Raw genomic sequence first — 21,093 nt, forward strand, 5'->3', positions numbered from 1 at the left:
GTTGCCCTTAGGCTGGCGCCCAACCAACGTGGGGGCAGGCGCAAGGCCTCCCGACCCCGAGTCACCGTCCCCGTCCGTCCCCGCCCTACGAACCCGATCAGCATGCGCGCTCTGCTCGTCTACCCGGAGTTCCCCAAGACCTTCTGGAGCTACGAGAAAATCCTCGAGCTCGTGAACCGCAAGGTGCTGCTGCCACCGCTTGGCATGGTCACCGTGGCGGCCCTGTTGCCCCAGCAGTGGGACTTCAAGCTGGTGGACCGCAACGTGCGTGAAGTCACCGAGGCCGAGTGGAACTGGGCCGAGCTGGTGATCATCTCCGGAATGATCGTGCAGAAGGCCGACATGGCCGCCCAGATCGCCAAGGCCAAGCAGCGGGGCCTGCCCGTGGCCGTGGGGGGTCCGTTTGCCAGCTCCACTCCCGATGCTCCAGAGATCGCTCTGGCCGACTTCAAGGTGCTCGATGAGGGTGAAATCACCCTGCCGATGTTCATCGAAGCCCTGGAGCGCGGAGAGCGGCAGGGCCGCTTCAGCTCCGAGGGAGAAAAGCCCGATGTGACCGGCACCCCCATTCCCCGCTTCGATCTGCTCGAGCTCGACGCCTACGACTCGATGAGCGTGCAGTTCTCCCGGGGCTGCCCGTTCCAGTGCGAATTCTGCGACATCATCGTGCTCTATGGCCGCAAGCCCCGCACCAAGAATCCCGAGCAACTGATCGCCGAGTTGCAATACCTGTACGACCTGGGCTGGCGGCGCTCCATCTTCCTGGTGGACGACAACTTCATCGGCAACAAGCGCAACGCCAAGTTGCTGCTGCCGGCGCTGAAGCAATGGCAGATCGAGCACGGCTATCCCTTCAGCTTTGCCACCGAAGCCTCGGTGGATCTCGCCTCCGACGATGAAATGATGCTGATGATGGCCGAGAGCCGTTTCGACAGCGTCTTCCTCGGCATCGAGACCCCCGATGAGGCGAGCCTGGAAACGGCTCGCAAACTGCAGAACACCCGCAGCTCCCTGGAGGAATCCGTTGATCGGATCACCTCCTATGGCATCCGGGTGATGGCTGGCTTCATCATCGGCTTCGACGGCGAAAAAACCGGGGCGGGCAACCGCATCGTTGAATTCGTGACCCGCACCGGTATTCCCGCGGCGATGATGGGCATGCTCCAGGCTCTGCCCAACACCGGCCTCTGGCACCGGCTGGAGAAGGAAGGTCGCCTGATCCAGGACAAGGCCGACGCCAAAGGGGTGAATCAGACGAACCTGCTCAACTTCGTGCCCACCCGTCCGATTCGCGACATCGCCAACGAATACGTGGAGGCCTTCTGCGACCTCTATGAACCCAAGGCCTACATGGATCGGGTCTTCAGCTATTACCACAAAGTGGGCAAGCCCCGCTGGATCCCTTTCCTCAAGCCCGAACATTCCGGCTTCAAGCTGCCCAGCTGGACCGATGTACGCGCCCTGCTGATCGTGATCTGGCGCCAAGGCCTGATCCGCGACACCCGCAGCCGCTTCTGGCGGTACATGCTGGCCATGGCGCGCAGCAATCCCGCTCAGCTGGAGCAGTTCCTGGTGGTGCTTGCCCATAACGAGCACTTCATGGAATATCGCAGCATCGTCACCGAGGAGATCCAGGAGCAGCTGCAGTCACTGCCGCCGGAGCCCCCGCCTGCCCCTTCCGAAGTGAGGGAACTGCAGCCCGCTTGAGCCTCTGAGCCTCAAGGGCGGGTTCAAGGGGCTGGGGGCTGGGGCCTGCAACCACCGGTGACGCTCAGTCCTGGATGTAGCCATCGCCGGTGCACAGGGCTGCTTCGGCCTTCTGCAGCTCACGGCCCAGGTAGAGGGCGTGGTCCAGTCGGCTGATGGGCGCAGGGCCTGGGCCTTCGGTGAGCTGAATGCCCAGCTGTTTGGCGGTGCAGCCTCGAAACACCGTCACAGGCCGACGGGGAGCGCCGCCACGGCAACTGAGCACCTCACCGGTGTCGGGATCCGTGGCCAGACCCCGGTCATTGATGCCGTTGCTGTAGAGCTCCGCCACCAGCTCCCCGCGCTCGCGATCCAGGCTGATCAGCACATAGCCGGCCGGATCGAGATCAATGGGGCGCTGCGACAGCCGTTCGTCGAGGGCACGCCGCTCCTGCAGGGGCCAGGGGCTGGGCGACGGAGAGGTTGCGGCAGGGGCTGACTGATCCATGGGCCGATCGTAAGCAGCAGCCTCAGCAGGCGCCCAGGGGCAGGTCGCGGCGGCTGAAGGGCAGCTCGGCATTTTCCGCTGCGATCTCTTCGAGCATCTGAGCATTGGCCTCGGGCAGCCAGCGGCGCAGCAATCGATCAAAGCCGGGATCCCGCCAGCGGTGCAGGCTGGCCCGCGGCTGGGCCAGAAAACCCCGACGCCGCTTGTGGCTCCCACCAGCACCTGGATCAAAGCCGCGGATCCCCTGAGCGATCGCCCATTCGATCGGGGCGTAATAGCAGACCTCGAAATGCAGATTCTCGATCTCCTGATCGCTGCCCCAGTAACGGCCCCAGAGGGCATCGCCATGGCGCACGCACAGCGACATCGCCACCGGCTCAAGCGGATCACCCCGATGGGCACTGAACAGCACCAGATGCTCCCTCAGCTCGATCGCATCCACGTGAAAGAACTCCTCACTGAGGTACTTGCTGCCCCAGGCCCCCCAGCGGCTGCAGTGCTGCGCGTAGAAGTGATGCATGCGCTGGAGCATGGCGGCGGGAATCTCACTCCCCACCAGCGGCGTCACCTGCAGGCCGGCCGCCGCGATCGAGCGCCGCTCCCGGCGGATGTTGCGGCGCTGGTTGGCATTGAAGCCAGCCAGATAATCCTCGAAACAGCTGAACCCAGCATTGATCCAGAGGCTCTGCTGGTTCAGCCAGGTGGCACAGCCGGCGGCCTCGGCCCAGGGCTGCCACTGGGGATCCACATAGAGAAAGTTACAGCTGAAAATCTGCTGCTCAAGGCAGAAGCGATCAATCAGCTCCAGCATCAGGGCCGTGAGTTCTGCCCCGTCTTCTCCGGGATCGATGTGAAAGCGGTAGCCCTGCACCGGGCTGATCGGGCTCATGCCCACCAGCTTCGGGTAGTAGCGCAGCCCCAGCTGGCCGGCGAGCTGGGCAAAGGATTGATCAAAGACGAATTCGCCGTAGCTGTGGCCCTTGAGGTAGAGGGGCGCCACGGCAATCAGCCTGTCCTGGCGCCACAGGCTCAGGTGACAGGGCTGCCAGCCCTGGCGGGGCACGATGCTGCCGGAGCGCTCCAGGGCGTGCAGCCAGGGCCAGCTGTAGAAGGGCAAACCCTCGGCCCCCATGAGCGCCTGCCAGGCTTCCGGGGGAATCTCCGTCATGGCCCGGTGCCATCGGGCCTGCAGCTCAGCCATGGCGGAGAACCACGTGGTCACAACGGCGAGGGGCAAAACTAACGGCATGGCGCATCGACTGCACCGCTTGCCGCCCCCGGGGGCGGCACACCTGGCACTGGCCGCAGCGCTGACCACCGGGCTGCTCAGCCCAGCACCCGCTGCCGCCAGCCTGCTGGGGCCGGTGTTGCGGCTGATGCGGCCCCAGCTGGAGCGAAGGCTCCGCGAGGTCTGCATCAGCACGGCCGCCGGCGGCCAGGCCAGCCTGGAGCGCAGCTTGAGGGAACCCTGCCGCCGCCTGGCGGCTCCGGCCAGTGCCTGCCTGATCGCGGAGGCCGAGAGCAGCGGGCGCAGCTTCGGAGTGATCAGCGAACTGGCCCAGGGCCGTTTCGGCGACGACAGTGAGGTGGTGGTGAAGCGCTGCGTCGCCAAGCTGCTGGGGCTGCCCGCCGACAGCCTCAAGGAGGTGTCCCTGGAGGACCTTCAGCGCCGCTTCAAGCGGCCCCTCTCACCCCAGAAGTAGGACTGCGGCGATAGCGCAGCAGCAGCTCACCACCCCCCAGGGGCCGCTGCTCCAGCGCCTGCCAGCTCTGGCCGGAGAGGTCGGGCGCCAGGGGACTCAGCCAGCCATGCGCCCCCCCCAGCAGCAGCGGGCAGAGGCTCAGCTGCAGCTCCTGCACCAGGTCCTCCGCCAGCAGGGCCGTGGCCAGCTCAGCTCCACCAAGCAGCACCAAGCGCTGCAGGCCGCGCCTTCCCAGCTCCGCCAGGGTCGCCCGCCAGGGCCCCAGGGTCAGGTGGGCCCCAAAGGCCGGCTGGGCTGGCCCTGGCGAGAGCAACCAGCGCTCCAGCGGTTGGCGGAAGAACGGCAGAGATGGCTCCAGCCCCCGGCCCCGGCTCACCACCACGGCGATGGGTTGGGGAGAGCGCCCTTCGAGCCGACGTCGCTCCAGCAGCTCGGGGCGGTGGATCAGACAGGTGCCGCGGTGCAGACGAACCGTGGCCGCCCCCACCAGGCAGCCGTCGGCCCAGGCCAGGGCCTCCTCCAGCACAGCGCGATCGCCGGCACCACCCAGCTGGGCGGCACCACCCTGGGCTGGAGCGAGACGGCCATCGAGGCTGATGGCCAGCACCAGCCGCAGCTGCGGCTGGCTCAAGCGCTGGCCAGGGCCTCCAGCACGGCCGGACGGGCTTCGAGCAGGGGTGTTTCAGCGAACACCTCGGCGGCGTTGTTGGGGCTCTCCTGCAGGCGCACCTTGTGCAGGGCGGCGCCGGTGGCGGCGATCGGGGCGCTGAGCAGATCAGCGATGTGCAGGGCGATGTTCTCGGCGGTGGGCACGCAGCTGGCGAAGTGGGCCACGTCCTTGTTGAGGAAGGTGTGATCGAAGGGTTCCACCACCAGGTCATTCACCAGGCTTTGCAGCTGGGCGAGGTCGCAGACCATGCCGGTGCGGGGATCGATCGTCCCGCGCACAGTCACATCCAGCAGATAGTTGTGGCCGTGGCCGTGGGGCCGGGCGCACTTGCCGTAGATGGCTTCGTTCTCACTCAGGGAGAGCTCCTCGCGGGCCAGGCGGTGGGCGGCGGCGAAGTGGGTGCGGATCGAGAGGAAGGCTTCCATGGAGTTGCCGATGACATCGGCCCAGAGGGTGGGTTGCTCGTAGAGGCGCAGACCGACGAGCGGCAGGTGCGGGGTCAGCCGTGTCCAGATCGCCTGAAGCACGGCCTCGGTGGTGGGCAGGCACCCCTCGGGGCGGCTCAGATCGAATTCCGGCCAGCAGTCGTTGAGGAAGCGGAAATCGAGGGGATCGGTGACCTCCCGACGGATGGCGTGCTTCACATCGGAGAGGTTGAGCACCATGCCGTCACCATCGAGCGGGCCGGCCATCGCCACGATCAGCTCGTAGTTGTGGCCATGGCCAGGAGCCAGGCTGCAACGGCCGAAACGGCGGCTGTTCTCCCCATCACTCAGCTCCGGCAACCGATAGAGGTGGCTGGCACTGAACAGGGCCCGGCGGGTGATCACGCAGCCGCGACCGCGGCCGTGGCGAGGGGTGCCGGCTGAGACGCCAGCGCTGGGGGTGGCGGGCATCGCCAGGGTCCCGGTGGCCATCGACTCGGCGGCATTCTGCTGAGTCATCCTAGGGATTCCATCCCTGGCAACGGCGGAGCCACCGCCTCACCCTTCCGCCCCCATGGCCCCTGAACCAGCCTCCACCAGCAGCGACTCCCCAGAGCTGCCAGCGCGCCTGGAGGGCCTGAGCCTCTACCTGGTGGGGATGATGGGATCGGGCAAAAGCAGTGTGGGGCGTCCGCTGGCTGCGGCCCTCGGCTACCGCTTCATCGATGCCGACAGCGTGATCGAGCAGCACGCCGGTTGCTCGATCCCCGAGCTGTTCGAGCACCACGGGGAAACGGGCTTTCGCGATCTGGAGTCGGCCGTGCTCAATCGGATCGCCTGCTGGCATTCCCTGGTGGTGGCCACCGGCGGTGGCGTGGTCAGCCGCCCAGCCAACTGGGGACAGATGCGGCAGGGGCTGGTGGTGTGGCTCGACGCCCCTGAGGAGATGTTGCTGGAGCGGCTGCGGGCTGATCCGGGTCAGCGGCCGCTGCTGAGCAGCGCTGATCCGGCGGCTCGCCTCCGCCAGCTGCTGGCCGAACGCCTTCCCCTCTACGGCCAGGCTGATCTGAGGGTGCTCCAGGACGGCCGGCCGCCGGCAGCAGTGGCCCAGCAGGTGCTGGAGTCGATCCCCACGGTGCTGCGCCAACGGGAGGCTCCACCGCAGGGTCCCGCTCAACTGATCGCCGAAAACGGAGCCCGCACGGCCAGCCTGAACGCCACAGCCGAGCTGAACTGAGCCCTCACCGGGCCGGCGGCTCCAGTCGTACGGCATACCACTGGACGGCCATCCCGGGCTCCAGCTCCAGCTCACAGGCCGTTTCCAGCAGCCGCTCAGCCCGCTCGCGGTCGCTGGCCAGGGACAGCAGATCAGCGGGGGGCTCCTCCAGGCCGGCCAGCTGGGCGGTGAGCCAGCTGAGGGTTTCGGCGGCCGTGAGGATGCGCTCCCCACGGGTGGGCTCCAGCACCACGTAATGATCAAGTTCCCGCAGCAGGGGATCGGACATGCTCAGCTCACGCATCGCTTTCATCCTGGTCGCCTTGCTGGGCCTCTGGCCGGCTCAGGCCCTGGCCGCCAACGGGGCCCCAGGGCCGCTGGGGCGGCGGCTGCTGGCCTGGCCGGACTGGAGCTTGCCGGCTCCCCTCAGCCGCCCCGGCCGCAGCGACCTGATCTACCCCGACTGGTTCGCCGGGGCCTGGTGGGTGTACAGCCTGGAGGAGGGCAGTGCTGAATCGATCCCGCCGTACCCCGTGCGGTTCCTGCGCGATGAGCGCGGGGCGGTGGTGGGTGATCGCGCCTTCAATGCCACCCAGGTGGGCGATGCCCTGCTGGGGGGGCAGCTGCTCTCGGTGGCCAGTGATCCAGCCAACCCCAACCGCCAGCTGGCCCTGCTGCGCGGCGATCTGGAGCTGGAATCCACCGTGATCGGGCGCCGCAGCCAGAGAGCAGCAGCGGCCGGGTCCCGGGGCGATGGGTTCCTGGCCGATGAGCTGGCCCTGCAGGTGCTGCACGGCCCCGGCGGAGCGCGGATCAGCCGTGTGGAGACCCTCAGCCGCTACCGACTTGTGGCCAGCACTCCAGGCCAGGAGCTGATCCGCGCGGACCAGTGGCAGGCCAGCTACCCATCACCGGAGCAGGGATTGGTGGCCCGCCCCAGCGGCAGCCATCACATTTGGTTGCTGCTCAGCCGCACGGCCTCTGGGGCCTGATTCAGAGGGTGGGCGGGGAGACCGGCTCACGGACGTCACCCAGACCGAGGGAGAGGTACAGCCCATCTCGCCAGGCGAAGAGGCTGGTGAGCAGGGGATGGTCGGCGAGACCGGCCACGCCGCGACCCGAGAGGGGGGCGCCGGCGCTGGCCGGGAAGAGCAACAGCGACAACTGGGCCGCCACCGCCAGATCGGCCAGGGAGAGCCGATCCCCCACAAGGAAACGCCCCGGGGCCAGCAGCACCGCCAACTGCTCGAGGTTGACCTGCAGCTGGCGCCGCTCGCTCTGACCGATGGTGTCGCCCAGGGGCGTGAGCAGATCGGTGGGCAGGGCCCCCACCAGCGAACGCAACAGCGAAGGAGTGGCCTCCGGCAGCAGGGCGCCGCGCATCACGGCGTCGGAGCTGGCCGCCTGCAACAGCGCCTGACGCGCCCCAGCCGCCAGGGCGGTGTCGGCCCAGTCTTCGAGCAGGAGCACCCGGGCCCGGTCGGCTGGATCTTCGGGAATCAGGGGAGGGGTGGGCACCTGGCTCTCCAGGTGCTGGGCAATGGCGCTGGAGTCGGCGATGACCTCAGGACCATCCACCAGCACAGGCACCTGTCGCTGACCCGAGAGGCGGAACAGCTCCAGCTGCCCCAGGCCGGGGGTGACCTCAATGGAGTGATACTGAAGCCCTTTGGCGGCCAGAATCAACCGCACCTTCTCGCAGAAGGAAGAATGGCGGAACTGGTGGAGCTCGAGCATCAGCGGCGCGGTCCTCTGGGCGGCAGAGTAGCCCTCACGGCCACCCGGCGTGGGCAGCGTCCCGCCTCACGGTTCAGCCCCTTGCCTCCCGTCTCCCCACCTGCGCCATGAAGGACTTCTTCCTCAACGTGACGCGCTACCCGCGCTATCTGGTGGCCTTCAGCCTCGGTGTGTTCAACTCCGTGCTCGAACCCCTGGCGAAGCGGCGCAGCAACCCGGTCACCGCGGTGGCCCTGGTGGGAGCGCTGGTGAGCGGAATGATCAGCCTGAGCCTGGTGCTGCGTGCGATGGTGAACCCAGCACCACTGGCATAGGCATGGCACAGGGCCGACGGGTGGAGCGCATGGCCTCCCTGATCCGCCGGGAGATCAGTGAGCTCCTGGTCAATGGCATCAAGGATGAGCGGGTCTCACTGGGCATGGTCAGCGTCACCCAGGTGGAGGTGGCGGGTGATCTTCAGCACTGCAAAGTCTTCGTAAGCATCTTCGGCAGCGACGAGGACCGCCAGACGGCCCTGGCCGGTCTGAAATCAGCAGCGCCGTTTGTCAAAGGTGAGCTGTCACGGCGGTTGAACCTGCGCCGCACCCCCGAGATGCAGTTCCTGCTGGATCGCGGCCTGGAGAAGGGCAGCTCGGTGCTGGGGCTGCTCAACCAACTGGGGGAGGAGCGCCTGCAACGGCAGCCCCTGGCGGGTGATGACACCCCCGGCACTGAAGCTGGCGACGGGAGCGACAGCAGCGAGCCATGACCACGGTTCAGCCACCGGCCCAGACGCCCCTGCCGGCGGACACTGAGCTGCGCCGGCAGGTGGCCCGGCTGCTGGTGATCCGCGCCAGCGGCCACCTGGGGGATGGCCAGCGGCGCTACCCCCGCTGGGAACTCGAGAACGCCACGATCAGGCGGCTGCTGGCCGAGGGAGTGGGTGGCGTGATCCTGCTGGGGGGCAGTGCCGCTGAATTGCGCCTGCGCTGTGAGCAGTTGCGTGGTTGGTCGCAGCAGCCGCTGCTGATCTGTGCCGATGTCGAGGAGGGGGTGGGCCAGCGCTTCGAGGGGGCGACCTGGCTGGCGCCGCCCCTGGCCGTGGGGCGCCTGCAGCGCAGCGATCCGCAGCGCGCCATCGCTCTGGCCCGCCGCTACGGCCACTGCACGGGCCGCCAGGCGCGGCTGCTGGGGCTCAACGGCGTCCTGGCGCCCGTCTGCGATGTCAACAACAACCCCCTCAACCCGGTGATCAATGTGCGCGCCTGGGGGGAGACCAGCAGCACTGCCGCTCTTCTGGCAACAGCCTTCCTGGAGGGCGCCCAGGCCGAAGGGGTGCTCTGCTGCGCCAAGCATTTCCCCGGCCACGGGGACACCTGCGACGACTCCCACCTGGAGCTGCCGCGGCTGCCCCATGGGCGGGAGCGGCTGGAGGCGATCGAGCTGCCACCCTTCCGCGCCGCCATCGCCGCGGGCTGTGCGGCAGTGATGACCGCCCACCTGCAGCTGGACGCCCTGGATCCCCTGCGGCCGGCCACCCTCTCGCGCCCCGTGCTCACGGGGCTGTTGCGGCAGGAGCTGGGCTTCACGGGGCTGGTGATCACCGATGCCCTGGTGATGGAGGCGATCGCCTCCCGCTGGGGGGCTGCCCAGGCCGCCGTGCTGGCCTTTGAGGCCGGCTCGGATCTGATTTTGATGGCCGCCGATGCCGATGCCGCCATCGACGGCCTGGTGGAGGCGTTCAGCAGCGGCCGATTGCCACTGGAGCAGCTGCAGCAGAGTCTGCGCCGACGGGAGCAGGCCCTGGCCAGCGCAAGCTCCCGTGCTCCCGCCGCCGCCTTGGCCGCACTGGGGGATCTCGGTGAGCTGGACACGCCGCAGGAGCAGGCCCTGGCGCGGGAGCTGGTGGAGATCAGCCTGGACAGCCGCGGCCCCCAGCTGTCGGCGGGGCCTGGGGTCAACCTGATCCGCCTGGACAACAGCCTGAACTGCGCCTTCCTGCCGGCGATGGCCCCGGCCCTGCTGCGGCCGGCCGCGGCCGGCTACCAGTGCTGCCTGCTGGACGCCCGCGGGCCCAGCCCCTGGAGCGGCGATCCCAATGCACCCCTGGCCCTGGAGCGCCTGCCGGATGGGGCCCTGCTCCTGCAGCTGTTCGTGCGCGGCAATCCCTTCCGCGGCAGCGCCGGCGCTGATGAACCCTGGCCGGCGGTGATCCGGCAGCTGCTGCGGGTCGGCCGCCTGGCGGGTCTGACCGTGTTGGGCAGCCCCTACCTGTGGGAGGCCCTTGAGCCCCTGCTGCCAGGCACCATCCCCGCGGGCTATAGCCCCGCCCAGATGCCCCTGGCCCAGGCGGCCCTGCTCAGCCGGCTGGGGCTGGCCGCCGGCAGCATCGCCGAGGGCGGCTTCACCGACTGAGCCGGCCCACAGTTCGAGCCCTGCCCGCCTGCCCCTAGCCTCACGCGCAGATCAGGGCCGCCGCCGTGCTCAGCCTCTCGATGATCGTGCGCAACGAGGCGGGGCGCCTCGGCCGCTGCCTGGAGTCGGTGGCGGGCTTCGCCGATGAACTGGTGGTGGTGGACACCGGCTCGAGCGACGACACGGTGGCAGTGGCCGAAGGCCATGGTGCCCGGGTGGAGCGGATCCCCTGGCCGGGGGATTTCGCCCCCGCCCGCAACCAGGCGCTGGAATGGGTGCGGGGCAGCTGGGTGCTGGTGCTCGATGCCGATGAGCAGCTGCTGGAGGCGGCCAAGGAGCCCCTGCGGGCCCTGATGGCCGAGCCCGACATCCTCTTGATCAACCTGCTGCGTCAGGAGGTGGGTGCGCTGCAATCGCCCTACTCCAGCGTCAGCCGTCTGTTCCGCCGCCACCCGCAGATCCGCTGGAGCCGCCCGTATCACGCGATGGTCGATGACAGCGTGGTGGAGCTGCTGGCCCGCGAGCCCCACTGGTGCGTGGCGGATTGCCGGCAGCCGGCGATCCGCCATGAGGGCTACCGCCCGGAGCTGCTGGCCGATGGGCGCAAAGCCCGGCACCTGCGGCGGGCCATGGAGCAGGAGCTGCGGGACCACCCCGGTCAGGCCTATGCCAGCGCCAAACTCGGCGGCCTGGAGATCAGCGAGGGACGCGTGAAGCGCGGCATCAGCCTGCTGAAGGCCGGACTGGCCGGCTGCTCGCCTGGAGCCCATCCGGAGCGCTTTGAGCTGCTGCTGCACCTGGCCATGGCCGAGTCCAGCCGCCACCCCGGCCGGGCCGCCGCCCTCTACCGGGAAGCCCTGGAGCTGCCGCTGGACCCACGGCTGCAGGTGGCGGCACAGCTGAACCTGGCGGCGCTGCACCTGCAGGAGGGCGCCCCAGCGGAGGCCGCCCAGCTGGCGGAAGCCGCCACCCGCGGCGCCCCCGAGCTGGCCCTGGGCTGGTACAACCTCGGTCTGATCCGTCGCCGTCTCGGCGACATCCGCGGCGCCCTGCAGGCCTACGACACCGCCCTGGGCCTCGCCCCTGAACACGCTGAAACCCACCAGAACCGGGCGGTGGCGCAGCTGCTGGCGGGTGACATCAGCGCAGCCCGCGCCAGCTTTCGCCAGGCCATCGCCCTGCTGCGCGATCAGGGCCAGACCAGCGCCGCCGAGCAGTTGCAGCGGCAGGCCGGGTCGATGATGAGACTGGGCGACTGATGGAGGTGGCCGTGCTTTCAGGTCGAGTGGTGGCGGTGACGCGGGCCGAGCAGCAGCTGGGGGAGGCCCGGGCGCTGTTCGAGCGCGCCGGAGCCCGGGTGCTGGACCTCCCCGCCCTGGTGATCGGCCCTCCCGATGAATGGGGCCCCCTCGATGACGCCCTTGAGGAGCTGGAGGCCTTTCATTGGCTGGTGTTCTCCAGCATCAACGGGGTGGAGGCGGTGGAGCAGCGGTTGCAGCGGATCGGGCGCAACCTCAGCGATCGCCCCCGCGGCCTCAAGATCGCGGCGGTGGGCCGCAAGACCGGCGCGCGCCTGGAGCAGCTGGGGGCCCCCGCGGATTTCGTGCCGCCCAATTTCGTGGCCGACAGCCTGCTGGAGCATTTCCCGGTGTCGGGCTGGGGTCAGCGCCTGCTGCTGCCCAGGGTTCAGAGCGGCGGGCGCACGCTGCTGGCCGAAGCCTTCGCCGAAGCCGGGACGCGGGTGGTGGAGGTTGCCGCCTATGAGTCCAGCTGTCCGCCCCACCTGCCCCTGGCCACCGCCGCCGCCCTGCGCCAGGGCGACGTGGAAGCCATCACCTTCACCAGCGGCAAGACCGTGCGTCACAGCAGGCAACTGCTGCAACAGGACCTGGGGGAGCGCTGGCAGGAACTCCTGGCCAGGGTGGCCCTCGTTTCGATCGGCCCTCAGACCAGTGCCACCTGCCTGGAGCTGCTGGGCAGGGTGGACGCCGAAGCCGACCCCTACGACCTGGAGGGGCTGGTGGCGGCCTGCGGGCGCGCCCTGGGGGAGTGCTGAGGGCCTGAGCCTGCAAAGGCCCACTTCGGCCTCAGAGCTCTGCGGTCACCATCTGGCTGCTGCCCTGACGCTGACGACCCTCCAGGGTGAGCCGGCCGCGCTGCAGATCGATCGAGGACACCCGCCACGCCTTGGGCAGGAGATCGGTGCTGCGGCCGCCGATATCGCCGATCACCAGGGACCCACTCTGATCGCCGAACTGAACAAGAGCCCTGGGCCGGCCGCCGCTGCTGATCACTCCCTGGAAGCGAAAACCAGCGGGCAACGTGAGAGCTGGGGTCGGCGGCGTGGGTTGCGCCGCCCTCCCGCCAGAGCCGGTGGCCGCAGCGGATTCAGACCTGCTGGCCGCGGGGGTGACCGCCAGTGGCGCGAAGGGATCAAGCCGGCCTGGGGGCCTCGCCGCCTCCAGCTGCTGGGCTGTGGGCAGCGGGGTGAACCCGGCCTCAGCAACGGCCTCAGAGCCAGAGCCAGAGAGAGATTCAGTGGCGGGCTCAGTGGCGGCCTCCGCAGCAGGCATGGGTGGGCTCGGCGACTGGCTCGTTGGAGGTGTGGGCGTCGTTGCACAGCCCGCCAGGCCAGCGAGCAGCGGCAGCAGCAACACCAGGCCGGTTCCGCCGGGCGCCGGTGTCATACCGGGCGGTGCCGCTCAGGGCAGGCCATGCTCCTGCTCCACAAGATCGCGGAAGCGATCCAGATTCGCCTGGAGTTCCCGGGTGACGATGCCTCCCAGGATGCTCGGCTCCATCAGCGGTGCCAGAACTCCCGGCAGCTCATAGCTCACGGTCAGCTTCACCATGGTGAGGCGATCCGACTGGGGGTAGAAGCGCACCGCCCCCTTGGTGGGCAGGCCTCCCACCGACTCCCAGTGCAGTTGCTGGGCTTCGATCCTCTGGGAGATGCGCGCCTTCCAGTGGAAGCGGAATCCCTGGGCCGCCAGGGTCCAGTCGGTGAGATCGGGATCATCAAGCGTGACCACCGATTCAATCCAGCGCATCCAGAGCGGCATCGCTTCGAGATCGCTCCAGACCTCCCAGACCCGATCTGCCGGGGCCTTGATCTCCGTGGTCACACTGTGCTCGAGCCAACGTCCCATGCGGATCAGGCCACCGCGACGGCTGAAGCCAGTCGCACCGGCTGATCGAGGATCGCGGCAGCCGCCAGTCGGCCACTCATCGTGGCTCCCTCCATCGAATCGATGTAATCCTGACGGGTGTAGCTGCCGGCCAGGAAGAAATTGGCCACCGGCGTGCGCTGCTCCGGTCGGAAGGGTTCCATGCCGGGGGCCTCGCGATACAACGACTGAGCCAGTTTGACCACGTTGCTCCAGATCAGCTTGAGATCACGGGCCGAGGGGAACAGCTCTCGCACCTGGGCGTCCACCAGGGCAGCGATCTCGTCGTTGCGGCGGGGGATCCAGGGATCACCGGGGGTGAGCACGCACTGGAGCAGGGAACCTTCCCCCTCCCGCCTGTAGTCGGCCGGGCTGGCCAGGGCCAGGTCGGCGAAACAGCTGAAATCGGCGTCGGCGGTGTACAGCAGGTTGTTCAGTCCGCTGGCGGTGCTGAGGTCACGGCGGGCGGCGGCATGGGCCTCGCCCTCTCCCAGCTCAGTCACCCAGCCGTCGTAGCGCAGCTGCACGGTGGCCACCGGCACCGCTTCGAGCCGGTAGATGTTCTCGAACTGGGCATAGCGGCGCCAGGAGGGCGGCAGCAGCCTCTGGATGCCGGGCACATCACAGGCGGCCAGATAGGCATCCGCCTCCACATGGATCTCGCCATCGGGGCTGCCCAGCTTCAGGCCCGTCACCTGAGGCGGCGCCTCAGGTGAGGCCCCCTCGTCGAAGCAGACCTCACTGACCCGGTGGCGCAGGTGCAGCCTGGCCCCACGGGCTTCGATGTAATCCAGAATGGGCTGGTGCAGCCAGCGGTGCGGCGAGCCCTTGAGCAGATTCAGCTTGGACGCCTCGGTCTTGGAGGCGAACATCAGGAAGATGGTGAGCATGCAGCGGGCCGAGATGGCCTCGCAGTCGATGAAGCCCAGGGCATAGGCGATCGGATCCCACATCCGCTCGATGCTGCGCGCGCTGCCGCCATGGCCGAGGAACCAGTCGCGGAAGCTGATCCGATCGAGGGAGCGGATCACCCCCATCGCCCCCTCGTAATCCACCAGACCGCGCACGATTGGGCTGGTGCCCAGCGCCAGGGCATTGCGCAGCTTGTCGATCCAGTCGAGTTGCGGCGTGGTGAAGAAGGCCTTGAGACCGTTGAAGGGGGCGCCGATCGGGAAGCGGAAATCCAGTTCGCGCAGGTCGCCGCCCTTGTTCACGAACAGATGGGTGTGCTGCTTGGGCAGGAGGTTGCCGAAGGCCCCCACCTTGCGCATCAGGGCAAAGAGGTTGGCGTAGTTGAAGAAAAAGACGTGCAGGCCCATCTCGATGTGGTGGCCACCGTCATCGACCCAGCTGCCCACCTTGCCGCCCACGAACGGGCGGGACTCGTAGAGGTCCACCTGGTGGCCGGCATCACAGAGATCGACAGCGGCTGAGAGACCGGCCAGACCCGCTCCGACGATGGCGACGCGCACCCTTGACTCCTTCAGGTGTGCTGACTCTATGGAGCCATCCGCGGCGGCTGCGGGGCACCAGAGTTCGGGTGGCCTCCATAGAGTGATTCGACATCCCGTTTCATCCGCCGCAGGCCTCGCCCATGAGCAGCCCCAGCACAGAGACCCTCGCCCCGGTTCAGGAGGCCCTGGCCCCCGAGCTGGCCACCCACACCGGCAAGGACGGCAAGGGCATCCGCATCACCGAACCGGCCATGAAGCAGCTGGCCGCCCTGATGCAGCAGCAGGGCAACGACAAGCTGCTGCGGGTGGGGGTGCGCTCCGGTGGCTGCAGCGGCATGAGCTACACCATGGATTTCATCGACAGCGCCGCGATCCTCAGCGACGATGAGCTGTACATCTATGAGCCCAGCGGCTCCCCCAGCTTCCGGGTGGTGAGCGATCCCAAGAGCCTGCTGTACATCTACGGCATGCAGCTGGATTTCAGCTCGGCCCTGATCGGTGGTGGCTTCAACTTCACCAACCCCAATGCCAGCCAGACCTGCGGCTGCGGCAGCTCCTTCGCCGTCTGATCCGCCGAAGGCCCGGCCCTCCAGCGTGGGAATCTGGGTGTCCCTCAGCTGCCGCAGCCGATGACGGCCCCCGCCAAGTCTGCCGAATCCCTTTTTGATCAGGCCATCGGCCGCTACCAGCAGGGTGCTGCGGCCGCTGATGTGATCGACGACTTTCTGACGATCACGGAGCAGGCTCCCCGGCTCTCGGCCGCCTGGACCTGCCTGTCCTGGCTGCAACTGCTCGAAGACCAACCCGAACCGGCCCTGCGCTCGGCCCGGATGGCGGTCAAGCTCAACCCCCAGGATCCCCAGTCACGGGTGAACCTCTGCCTGGCCATGCTCGAGTCGGGCGCCAAGGGAGTGCGGGAGCACATCGATCTCGTGCTGCGCATCACCGCCGTATCGCCTGAGCTGGCCAGCGAACTGAATGAGGCGCTCGCCGACGGGCTCAGGCGCCGTCCAGGCTGGACCTCGCTGGAGAAAGTTCAGGCCTGGCTGCAGGGTTGATCCCCGGAGCCCTGCCGATGGGCGATCGCCGCCGCCGCCTGCTGCTGCTCAGCAATGGCCATGGAGAAGACCTCAGCGGCAGCCTGATCGGGCAGGAGTTGCAGCAGCGGGGGCTGGAGGTGGTAGCCCTGCCTCTGGTGGGCCATGGCAGCGCTTACCAGCAGGCCGGTCTGCCCGTGCTTGGCCGCACCCGCGAATTCAGCACCGGGGGCCTGGGTTACACCAGCCTCGGCGGACGCCTGACGGAACTGATGCAGGGCCAGGCCCTCTACCTGCTGGGCCAGCTGCTGCTGTTCTTCCGGGAAGCCCGCCACTGTGCCGCGGTGGTGGTTGTCGGCGATGTGATCCCCGTGCTGGCCGCCTGGTGCAGCCGCCGGCCGGGGATCACCTATCTGGTGGCCTACTCCAGCCACTACGAAGGCCGCCTGCGCCTGCCCTGGCCCTGCGGCCCCTGCCTGCGCAGCCGCCGCTTCCGACGGGTGTTCAGCCGCGATGCCTTCACCGCCACGGACCTGAGCCATCAGCTGGGTCGGCCGGTGGATTTTCTTGGCAACCCCTTCCTCGATCGGGTGCTGGAGAGTGCAGCGCCCCTCGAGGCCTCCCCAGCCGGGGCACCCATCCCGCGGCTGGGGCTGCTGCCGGGCAGTCGCCTGCCCGAGGCCCTGCGCAACGTCGAGTTGATGCTGCAAGTGCTCACTCGCCTGCCGGAGCACCTGCAGACCAGCGGCGGCCTGCGTCTGAATGCCGCTCTGGTGGGAGCAATCGATGCGGCGGCGGTGGCCCGGCTCAGCCGCCCCCTGGGCTGGAGCCTGGAGCCAGGGGGCTGCCTGCGCCGCGGCGCCCTGGAGCTGAGGCTGCACTGGGGGGAGTTCCCGGCGGTGGTGCAGCAGGCCGACCTGCTGCTGGCCATGACCGGCACGGCCACGGAGCAGGCCGTGGGCCTGGGCAAACCCGTGCTGCAGCTGGCGGGGGGCGGCCCCCAGTTCAGCCCCAATTTCGCCGAAGCCCAGCGGCGCCTGCTGGGGCCCTCCCTGTTCAGCGCTGAAGGGGAGCCGGGCTCAGAGCGCAGCCTGGGGGGCACCGCCAAGCTGGTGGCTGAGGTGCTGCACCAGCTGCGGCACAGCGATCTGGCGGAGCGCTGCCGGCGCAATGGCCTGGAGCGCATCGGCGGGGCGGGCGGTGCGGCCAGGATGGCGGCGCAGATCCTGCAGGCCCTCGATGAACGCAAAGCCCCGCTCCAGTGATGCCGCAGGCCAAGATGGCGGCAGCCCTGAAGCCCTGGCGCCGCGGTTGAAGCGCTGGATCGACACCGTGCTGGTGTTCAACGTGTTCCTGGTGATCGCCGGAGCGATCTGGTTCGCCGTGGCGGTGGCCCTGCACAGCCAGCATGTGGAGGCACCGCTGCAGTTGCTGCAGCGGCTCTGGGATCCCCTGTTCACCCCGGCGATCGGACTGCTGATGGGGGCCGCCCTGCTCAGTGGGCTGCTGGGCTGGTGGCAGCGGCAAGGGCTGAGTCGAGATCGGGGTAGCGGAACCTGAATCCCTCGGACTCCAGCCGCTCGGAGACCACCTGCTGGCCCTCCAGCACCACCGCGGCCCCATCGCCGAGCATCAGCTGCAGCACCGCCGCCGGCACCGGCAGCAGGCTGGGGCGCTTCAGTGCCCGGCCAAGGGCCGCCGCGAACGAGCCCATGCGCGCGGGCTGGGGCGCCACGGCGTTGTACACCCCCTGGTAAGCCGGGGTCTCGAGAGCGGTGGAGATCAGCGCGCAGAGGTCGGTGCGCTGAATCCAGCTCATCCACTGGCGGCCGGAGCCGATCGGACCGCCCAGGCCGGAGCGGAACACCGGCAGCATTTTGCCGAGGGCGCCGCCATCGGGGCCAAGCACGATTCCGATCCGCAGCTTCACCACCCGGCAGTCGGTGGAAGCCTGATCAGCCGCCGCCTCCCAGTGAAGGCAGAGCTGGCCGAGCAGATCCGACGCCGCGGGGCTGGATTCACTGAAGCGGGCGTCCTCGCTGCTGCCGTAGTAGCCCACGGCTGAACCGTTGACCAGCACCCGGCCGGGCCTGGGATGGGCCTGGAGCGCCTCCACCAGATTCCTGGTGCTTCCCAGACGGCTGTCCAGCAGCCGTCGCCGTTGCGCCTCGCTCCAGCGCTTCTCCGCGATCGGTTCCCCAGCCAGATTCACCACCCCCTCCGCCTCGGCCACGGCGGCGAGCAGGGCAGGCTCCTGCCACGTGGCCGCCAGGGCGGGATCCGCCTGAATTCTCAGCAGGTCCGGATGGTCCAGCCCCGCCAGCGGCCGGCTCTGGCGGCTCACCACCACCAGCTGGTGCCCCCGAGCGAGCAGGTGGGGCACCAGCTCACGCCCCACAAAACCCGTACATCCCAGCAGCAGCAGTCTCACGGGCCCAGGCAGCACACACCACCGGCGAGGCTAGGGGGACCTAATGCCTGCGGAGAGGGCTTAGCTTGAGCTGAGCGCAGTGTCGACTGTTCCATGGCCGAGACCCCAACCGATGCCACCGCCCCGAAGGCGGTCCCCATCAAGAAAGGCACCCTGGTGAAGGTCAGCAGGAGTGCCTACCTGGGCAGTCTTGAAGCGGCCGCCAGCGATCCCACTCCTCCCGACTACCTGTTCGAGGGACCCGGTGAAGTGCTGGCCCTCAACGGCGACTTCGCGCAGCTGCGCTGGCGCCTGCCGGTGCCGGATGTCTGGCTGCGGCTCGACCAGCTCGAAGCCTGCTGAAGGCCGTCAGGTCGCTCATTGAAGCGAAGCGGAAGGTCGTCAGAACCAGCGGCAGTCTTTTCAGTGTTCCCCTGCCTGGATCGCGCCGGGCCTCAGAGATCGAGGCGCCGGCGCTCTTCCTTGAGCCGACTGCGACGTTGCTTGGCCTCTCGCAGCATCTCGCGGCCATCGTGGAGGTAACTGTCCACATAGCCCATGGTGTAGCGCTCCAGTTCCAGCAGGGCATCCTGCACCTGGCTGAGGCAGTGGTAAAGGCTGAGGCCAAATCCCCGGGCCTCACTGGGGCAGGGCAGTGAGCGATAGAGGGTCTCCACCTTGTCCAGGCGGCCCTTGCTCTGCTCCAGATAGGCGCAGAACGCCTCCATCAGCCTGTCGTCATAGGGGTCGGCCGCCAGGGCACGCAACTGAGCGGGGAAAGGGTTGATCACCTGGGCCAGCAGGCGATCGATCGGCCCATAGACCTGCTGCAGCCAGCCCAGCAGGGCCCCATCCCGGTGCAGGCCGCGATGGGCTGGAGTGGAAACGGCAACGGCGCCAGACCGCCTGTTCCGGAGCGGGGTTTGCCGGCCGAGATCGTAGCTGCGCCGGCGGTCGCCGTCCCCCAGCACCGCCCAGGCGGCATTGATGGCCAGGATCGCGGTGTCGTCCCCACCGGCATCGGGATGGTGGCGCTTCACCAGACCGCGATAGGCCGCCTTGATCTCATCGGCCCCAGCCGTGGCTGGCACGCCCAGAACGGCATAAAAATCACTGCTGGCCAGGGCTGCCTTCAAGGCGGGTGATGGCGGCTGGAGCCATCATGACAAAAAAGCCAAGCCATGAAAAAGCCCCCTGACGGGGGCTCGGATGGGTGTGTGAGGGTTGGAGGGGCTTAAGTCAACTGACTCAGAACTTGAAGGTGGTCTGCACGAGACCGCCGAAGTTGCTGAAGCTGCTGTCGTTGCCGGTGAGCTGACCCAGGGGGCGGCTCAGGTAGAAGATCGCCGGGGTGACGGCGATGTTGTCGGTAACCTGGAACTTGTACCACCACTCCCAGACGAAGTTGCCATCGGCCGGGGTGGTGTTGCCGGAGTTGTCACTGCCGCGGCTGAGGGCCGTGGCGAAGACGGGCTGACCGACAGCCATACCGGCGGCGTTGCCTTTGGCGAACAGATCGTTCCACTGCAGGCCGACGAACCAGCTCTGGCTTTCGGTCACATAGGGGTCAATGAACTCAACGCCAAGGGCATTGCTGTCGTTGCCGGAGAGGCTGTTGAGACCCCAGCCGAGGCTGACGGAGGGCATCCAGCCACTGTTCTTGGGCTGCCAGTAGGCGTTGGCGGCCACACTGTTGGTGTCACCGGTGGTGAGGAACCAGCTGTTGCTGGCGGCAAAGTTCGTACCCCGGCGGAAATTGGTGGCCTGCTGGCCGTAGCGATAGGCCAGGGACACGTTCCACTGGGGAGCCGTGTAGTTCAACTGGGCCAGGAAGTTGCCACGGGCACAGTCGGTACCGATGCCGCCTTCGCTGCTGGAACAGGCGTTGTCGTTGCCATCAAACACCTGACCCACGTTGCCCTGCTGGGCCACGTAGCTGGCGCCGAAGCTGAAAGCACCCCGACCTTTCTCGACTTTCTGCTTCCAGATGCCGGCGAGCAGGGAGCCAGTGGCCTTGTTGTAGACACCGGGGGCGCCGTTCAGGCTGAACAGGTCAAGGATGCGATTACCCTTGCCGCTGCCATAGACCGAAGGGGTGACAGCCAGTGATTCGGTGTTGCGGGCCTTGGGACCGACCACGAAGGTGAAATCGCGACCAACCGGGAAGCGGTAGTAGAGACGATCGACGCCGATCGAATCGGTGCCGCCGATGCCATTGCTGGCCACATCCAGGGCGGTGAGGTTAACTCCTTTGCCAGCAAAGGCATTATTGAAGTTGCCCGAACGCAGACGGGTGTAGAGAAGATCCTTACCGGTGAAGCTGGTGAGCAGGTTCAGCCGCAGGTCATAGCTGAAGGTGGTGGCCCCATACAGCTGATTGTATCTTTCAGCAGCATCACGGCTGCCAAATGTTGGCGCAGCGCCGAAGGCTCCTGAATTCTGGCTGTCACCGCTGGCGGTGATCGCGCCCACCACGAAAGTGGCCTGACCCTTAAGTTTGGTGGTGGTGGAGAACTGGGTGGCTTCCAGTTCACCAACTTTGGCCTCGAGGTTGTCGACGCGACCACGCAGGATCGCCAGTTCCTTCTCGAACTCCTTGAGCAGGCGGCGCAGCTCGTCGGTCACTTCGGTGATCCGATCGAGGCAGGCGTTGAGCAGAGCAGCGGCTTCCCAGCGGCTCAGGGGC

Annotated in this window: 26 protein-coding genes; 14 read left to right on the forward strand and 12 right to left on the reverse strand. The window is 68.1% G+C overall.

Annotation, left to right across the window (positions count from 1 at the left end):
* Positions 1 to 102 precede the first annotated feature (102 nt).
* A complete protein-coding gene (locus KQ304_RS01175; protein ID WP_259735302.1) occupies positions 103 to 1,707 on the forward strand; it encodes a B12-binding domain-containing radical SAM protein in 1,605 nt (534 codons plus the stop codon).
* A gap of 64 nt (positions 1,708 to 1,771) precedes the next feature.
* Here the strand turns inward: KQ304_RS01175 and KQ304_RS01180 are convergent, their stop codons facing one another.
* Together KQ304_RS01180 and KQ304_RS01185 are read right to left on the reverse strand one after the other, a co-directional pair.
* A complete protein-coding gene (locus tag KQ304_RS01180; protein WP_259735303.1) occupies positions 1,772 to 2,194 on the reverse strand; it encodes a DUF4346 domain-containing protein in 423 nt (140 codons plus the stop codon).
* Positions 2,195 to 2,216: 22 nt separating this feature from the next.
* Complete coding sequence (locus tag KQ304_RS01185) at positions 2,217 to 3,395, reverse strand: GNAT family N-acetyltransferase (RefSeq protein ID WP_259735304.1); 1,179 nt, start codon at positions 3,393 to 3,395, stop codon at positions 2,217 to 2,219.
* Between KQ304_RS01185 and KQ304_RS01190 the strand changes: the two genes are divergently transcribed.
* Positions 3,394 to 3,897, forward strand: a complete 504-nt coding sequence (locus KQ304_RS01190; protein WP_259735305.1) for a hypothetical protein — start codon at positions 3,394 to 3,396, stop codon at positions 3,895 to 3,897. The two genes, KQ304_RS01185 and KQ304_RS01190, sit on opposite strands and share 2 nt — an antisense overlap.
* Here KQ304_RS01190 and KQ304_RS01195 read toward each other — a convergent pair.
* Together KQ304_RS01195 and KQ304_RS01200 are read right to left on the reverse strand one after the other, a co-directional pair.
* Positions 3,869 to 4,528, reverse strand: coding sequence for a dihydrofolate reductase family protein (locus KQ304_RS01195; RefSeq protein WP_259735306.1), 660 nt, complete (start codon positions 4,526 to 4,528; stop codon positions 3,869 to 3,871). The genes KQ304_RS01190 and KQ304_RS01195 overlap by 29 nt on opposite strands.
* On the reverse strand, positions 4,525 to 5,463 hold the full coding sequence (locus KQ304_RS01200; RefSeq protein ID WP_259735326.1) for a 6-carboxytetrahydropterin synthase: 939 nt from the start codon (positions 5,461 to 5,463) through the stop codon (positions 4,525 to 4,527). Before KQ304_RS01200 ends, KQ304_RS01195 begins: the two co-directional genes overlap by 4 nt.
* 103 nt (positions 5,464 to 5,566) lie before the next feature.
* Between KQ304_RS01200 and KQ304_RS01205 the strand changes: the two genes are divergently transcribed.
* A complete protein-coding gene (locus KQ304_RS01205; RefSeq protein WP_259735307.1) occupies positions 5,567 to 6,229 on the forward strand; it encodes a shikimate kinase in 663 nt (220 codons plus the stop codon).
* A 4-nt stretch (positions 6,230 to 6,233) separates the two neighbouring features.
* Here the strand turns inward: KQ304_RS01205 and KQ304_RS01210 are convergent, their stop codons facing one another.
* Positions 6,234 to 6,497 (reverse strand): chlororespiratory reduction protein 7, encoded by a 264-nt coding sequence (locus KQ304_RS01210; RefSeq protein ID WP_259735308.1) that lies wholly within the window; start codon positions 6,495 to 6,497, stop codon positions 6,234 to 6,236.
* Here KQ304_RS01210 and KQ304_RS01215 point away from each other — a divergent pair.
* Positions 6,496 to 7,200 carry a DUF6816 family protein gene (locus tag KQ304_RS01215; RefSeq protein WP_259735309.1) on the forward strand — a complete coding sequence of 235 codons (705 nt, stop codon included), beginning with the start codon at positions 6,496 to 6,498 and terminating at the stop codon, positions 7,198 to 7,200. The two genes, KQ304_RS01210 and KQ304_RS01215, sit on opposite strands and share 2 nt — an antisense overlap.
* Before the next feature lies 1 nt (position 7,201).
* Here the strand turns inward: KQ304_RS01215 and KQ304_RS01220 are convergent, their stop codons facing one another.
* A complete protein-coding gene (locus KQ304_RS01220) occupies positions 7,202 to 7,945 on the reverse strand; it encodes a glutathione S-transferase family protein (RefSeq protein WP_259735310.1) in 744 nt (247 codons plus the stop codon).
* A gap of 107 nt (positions 7,946 to 8,052) precedes the next feature.
* Between KQ304_RS01220 and KQ304_RS01225 the strand changes: the two genes are divergently transcribed.
* The 5 genes from KQ304_RS01225 to KQ304_RS01245 all read left to right on the forward strand — a co-directional run bounded on the left by KQ304_RS01225 (position 8,053) and on the right by KQ304_RS01245 (position 12,395).
* Complete coding sequence (locus KQ304_RS01225) at positions 8,053 to 8,259, forward strand: DUF751 family protein (protein ID WP_255094604.1); 207 nt, start codon at positions 8,053 to 8,055, stop codon at positions 8,257 to 8,259.
* Positions 8,260 to 8,261: 2 nt separating this feature from the next.
* Complete coding sequence (gene rbfA, locus KQ304_RS01230) at positions 8,262 to 8,693, forward strand: 30S ribosome-binding factor RbfA (RefSeq protein WP_259735311.1); 432 nt, start codon at positions 8,262 to 8,264, stop codon at positions 8,691 to 8,693.
* Entirely contained in the window at positions 8,690 to 10,339 is a 1,650-nt protein-coding gene (locus tag KQ304_RS01235) for a glycoside hydrolase family 3 N-terminal domain-containing protein (RefSeq protein WP_259735312.1), read from the forward strand. Before rbfA ends, KQ304_RS01235 begins: the two co-directional genes overlap by 4 nt.
* Before the next feature lie 65 nt (positions 10,340 to 10,404).
* Positions 10,405 to 11,598: a glycosyltransferase gene (locus KQ304_RS01240; protein ID WP_259735313.1), complete on the forward strand. Its 1,194-nt coding sequence runs from the start codon at positions 10,405 to 10,407 to the stop codon at positions 11,596 to 11,598.
* A complete protein-coding gene (locus KQ304_RS01245; protein WP_259735314.1) occupies positions 11,598 to 12,395 on the forward strand; it encodes a uroporphyrinogen-III synthase in 798 nt (265 codons plus the stop codon). The genes KQ304_RS01240 and KQ304_RS01245 overlap by 1 nt, the downstream gene beginning before the upstream one ends.
* 31 nt (positions 12,396 to 12,426) lie before the next feature.
* On the opposite strand, the gene KQ304_RS01250 is transcribed toward KQ304_RS01245, so the two are convergent.
* The 3 genes from KQ304_RS01250 to zds all read right to left on the reverse strand — a co-directional run bounded on the left by KQ304_RS01250 (position 12,427) and on the right by zds (position 14,978).
* Complete coding sequence (locus tag KQ304_RS01250) at positions 12,427 to 12,912, reverse strand: hypothetical protein (protein ID WP_259735315.1); 486 nt, start codon at positions 12,910 to 12,912, stop codon at positions 12,427 to 12,429.
* A 129-nt stretch (positions 12,913 to 13,041) separates the two neighbouring features.
* On the reverse strand, positions 13,042 to 13,488 hold the full coding sequence (locus KQ304_RS01255) for an SRPBCC family protein (protein WP_259735316.1): 447 nt from the start codon (positions 13,486 to 13,488) through the stop codon (positions 13,042 to 13,044).
* A gap of 5 nt (positions 13,489 to 13,493) precedes the next feature.
* Positions 13,494 to 14,978, reverse strand: a complete 1,485-nt coding sequence (zds, locus tag KQ304_RS01260) for a 9,9'-di-cis-zeta-carotene desaturase (RefSeq protein WP_259735317.1) — start codon at positions 14,976 to 14,978, stop codon at positions 13,494 to 13,496.
* Between the two features lie 122 nt (positions 14,979 to 15,100).
* On the opposite strand from zds, the gene KQ304_RS01265 reads away from it, so the two are divergent.
* From KQ304_RS01265 to KQ304_RS01280, 4 genes are read left to right on the forward strand one after another with little or no spacing between them, the layout of a single operon-like run.
* Positions 15,101 to 15,529 carry an iron-sulfur cluster assembly accessory protein gene (locus KQ304_RS01265; RefSeq protein ID WP_259735318.1) on the forward strand — a complete coding sequence of 143 codons (429 nt, stop codon included), beginning with the start codon at positions 15,101 to 15,103 and terminating at the stop codon, positions 15,527 to 15,529.
* A gap of 60 nt (positions 15,530 to 15,589) precedes the next feature.
* The gene (locus KQ304_RS01270; protein WP_259735319.1) at positions 15,590 to 16,018 is read left to right on the forward strand and encodes a hypothetical protein; all 429 of its coding nucleotides are present in this window, start codon (positions 15,590 to 15,592) and stop codon (positions 16,016 to 16,018) included.
* A gap of 17 nt (positions 16,019 to 16,035) precedes the next feature.
* Positions 16,036 to 17,262 (forward strand): lipid-A-disaccharide synthase-related protein, encoded by a 1,227-nt coding sequence (locus KQ304_RS01275; protein ID WP_259735327.1) that lies wholly within the window; start codon positions 16,036 to 16,038, stop codon positions 17,260 to 17,262.
* Entirely contained in the window at positions 17,237 to 17,557 is a 321-nt protein-coding gene (locus KQ304_RS01280) for a hypothetical protein (RefSeq protein WP_259735320.1), read from the forward strand. Before KQ304_RS01275 ends, KQ304_RS01280 begins: the two co-directional genes overlap by 26 nt.
* Here KQ304_RS01280 and KQ304_RS01285 read toward each other — a convergent pair.
* A complete protein-coding gene (locus KQ304_RS01285; protein ID WP_259735321.1) occupies positions 17,493 to 18,428 on the reverse strand; it encodes a TIGR01777 family oxidoreductase in 936 nt (311 codons plus the stop codon). The two genes, KQ304_RS01280 and KQ304_RS01285, sit on opposite strands and share 65 nt — an antisense overlap.
* Before the next feature lie 93 nt (positions 18,429 to 18,521).
* Here KQ304_RS01285 and KQ304_RS01290 point away from each other — a divergent pair, with 93 nt between their 5' ends.
* On the forward strand, positions 18,522 to 18,770 hold the full coding sequence (locus KQ304_RS01290) for an NAD(P)H-quinone oxidoreductase subunit O (RefSeq protein ID WP_259735322.1): 249 nt from the start codon (positions 18,522 to 18,524) through the stop codon (positions 18,768 to 18,770).
* Between the two features lie 92 nt (positions 18,771 to 18,862).
* Here the strand turns inward: KQ304_RS01290 and KQ304_RS01295 are convergent, their stop codons facing one another.
* Positions 18,863 to 19,543, reverse strand: a complete 681-nt coding sequence (locus tag KQ304_RS01295; protein ID WP_259735323.1) for a J domain-containing protein — start codon at positions 19,541 to 19,543, stop codon at positions 18,863 to 18,865.
* A 112-nt stretch (positions 19,544 to 19,655) separates the two neighbouring features.
* Positions 19,656 to 21,093, reverse strand: a 1,438-nt coding sequence (locus KQ304_RS01300) for an iron uptake porin (protein ID WP_259735324.1), incomplete at its 5' end; no start/stop codon positions are given.

The sequence above is a fragment of the Synechococcus sp. CS-1329 genome (assembly GCF_025128055.1).
Lineage (GTDB): Bacteria > Cyanobacteriota > Cyanobacteriia > PCC-6307 > Cyanobiaceae > Regnicoccus_A.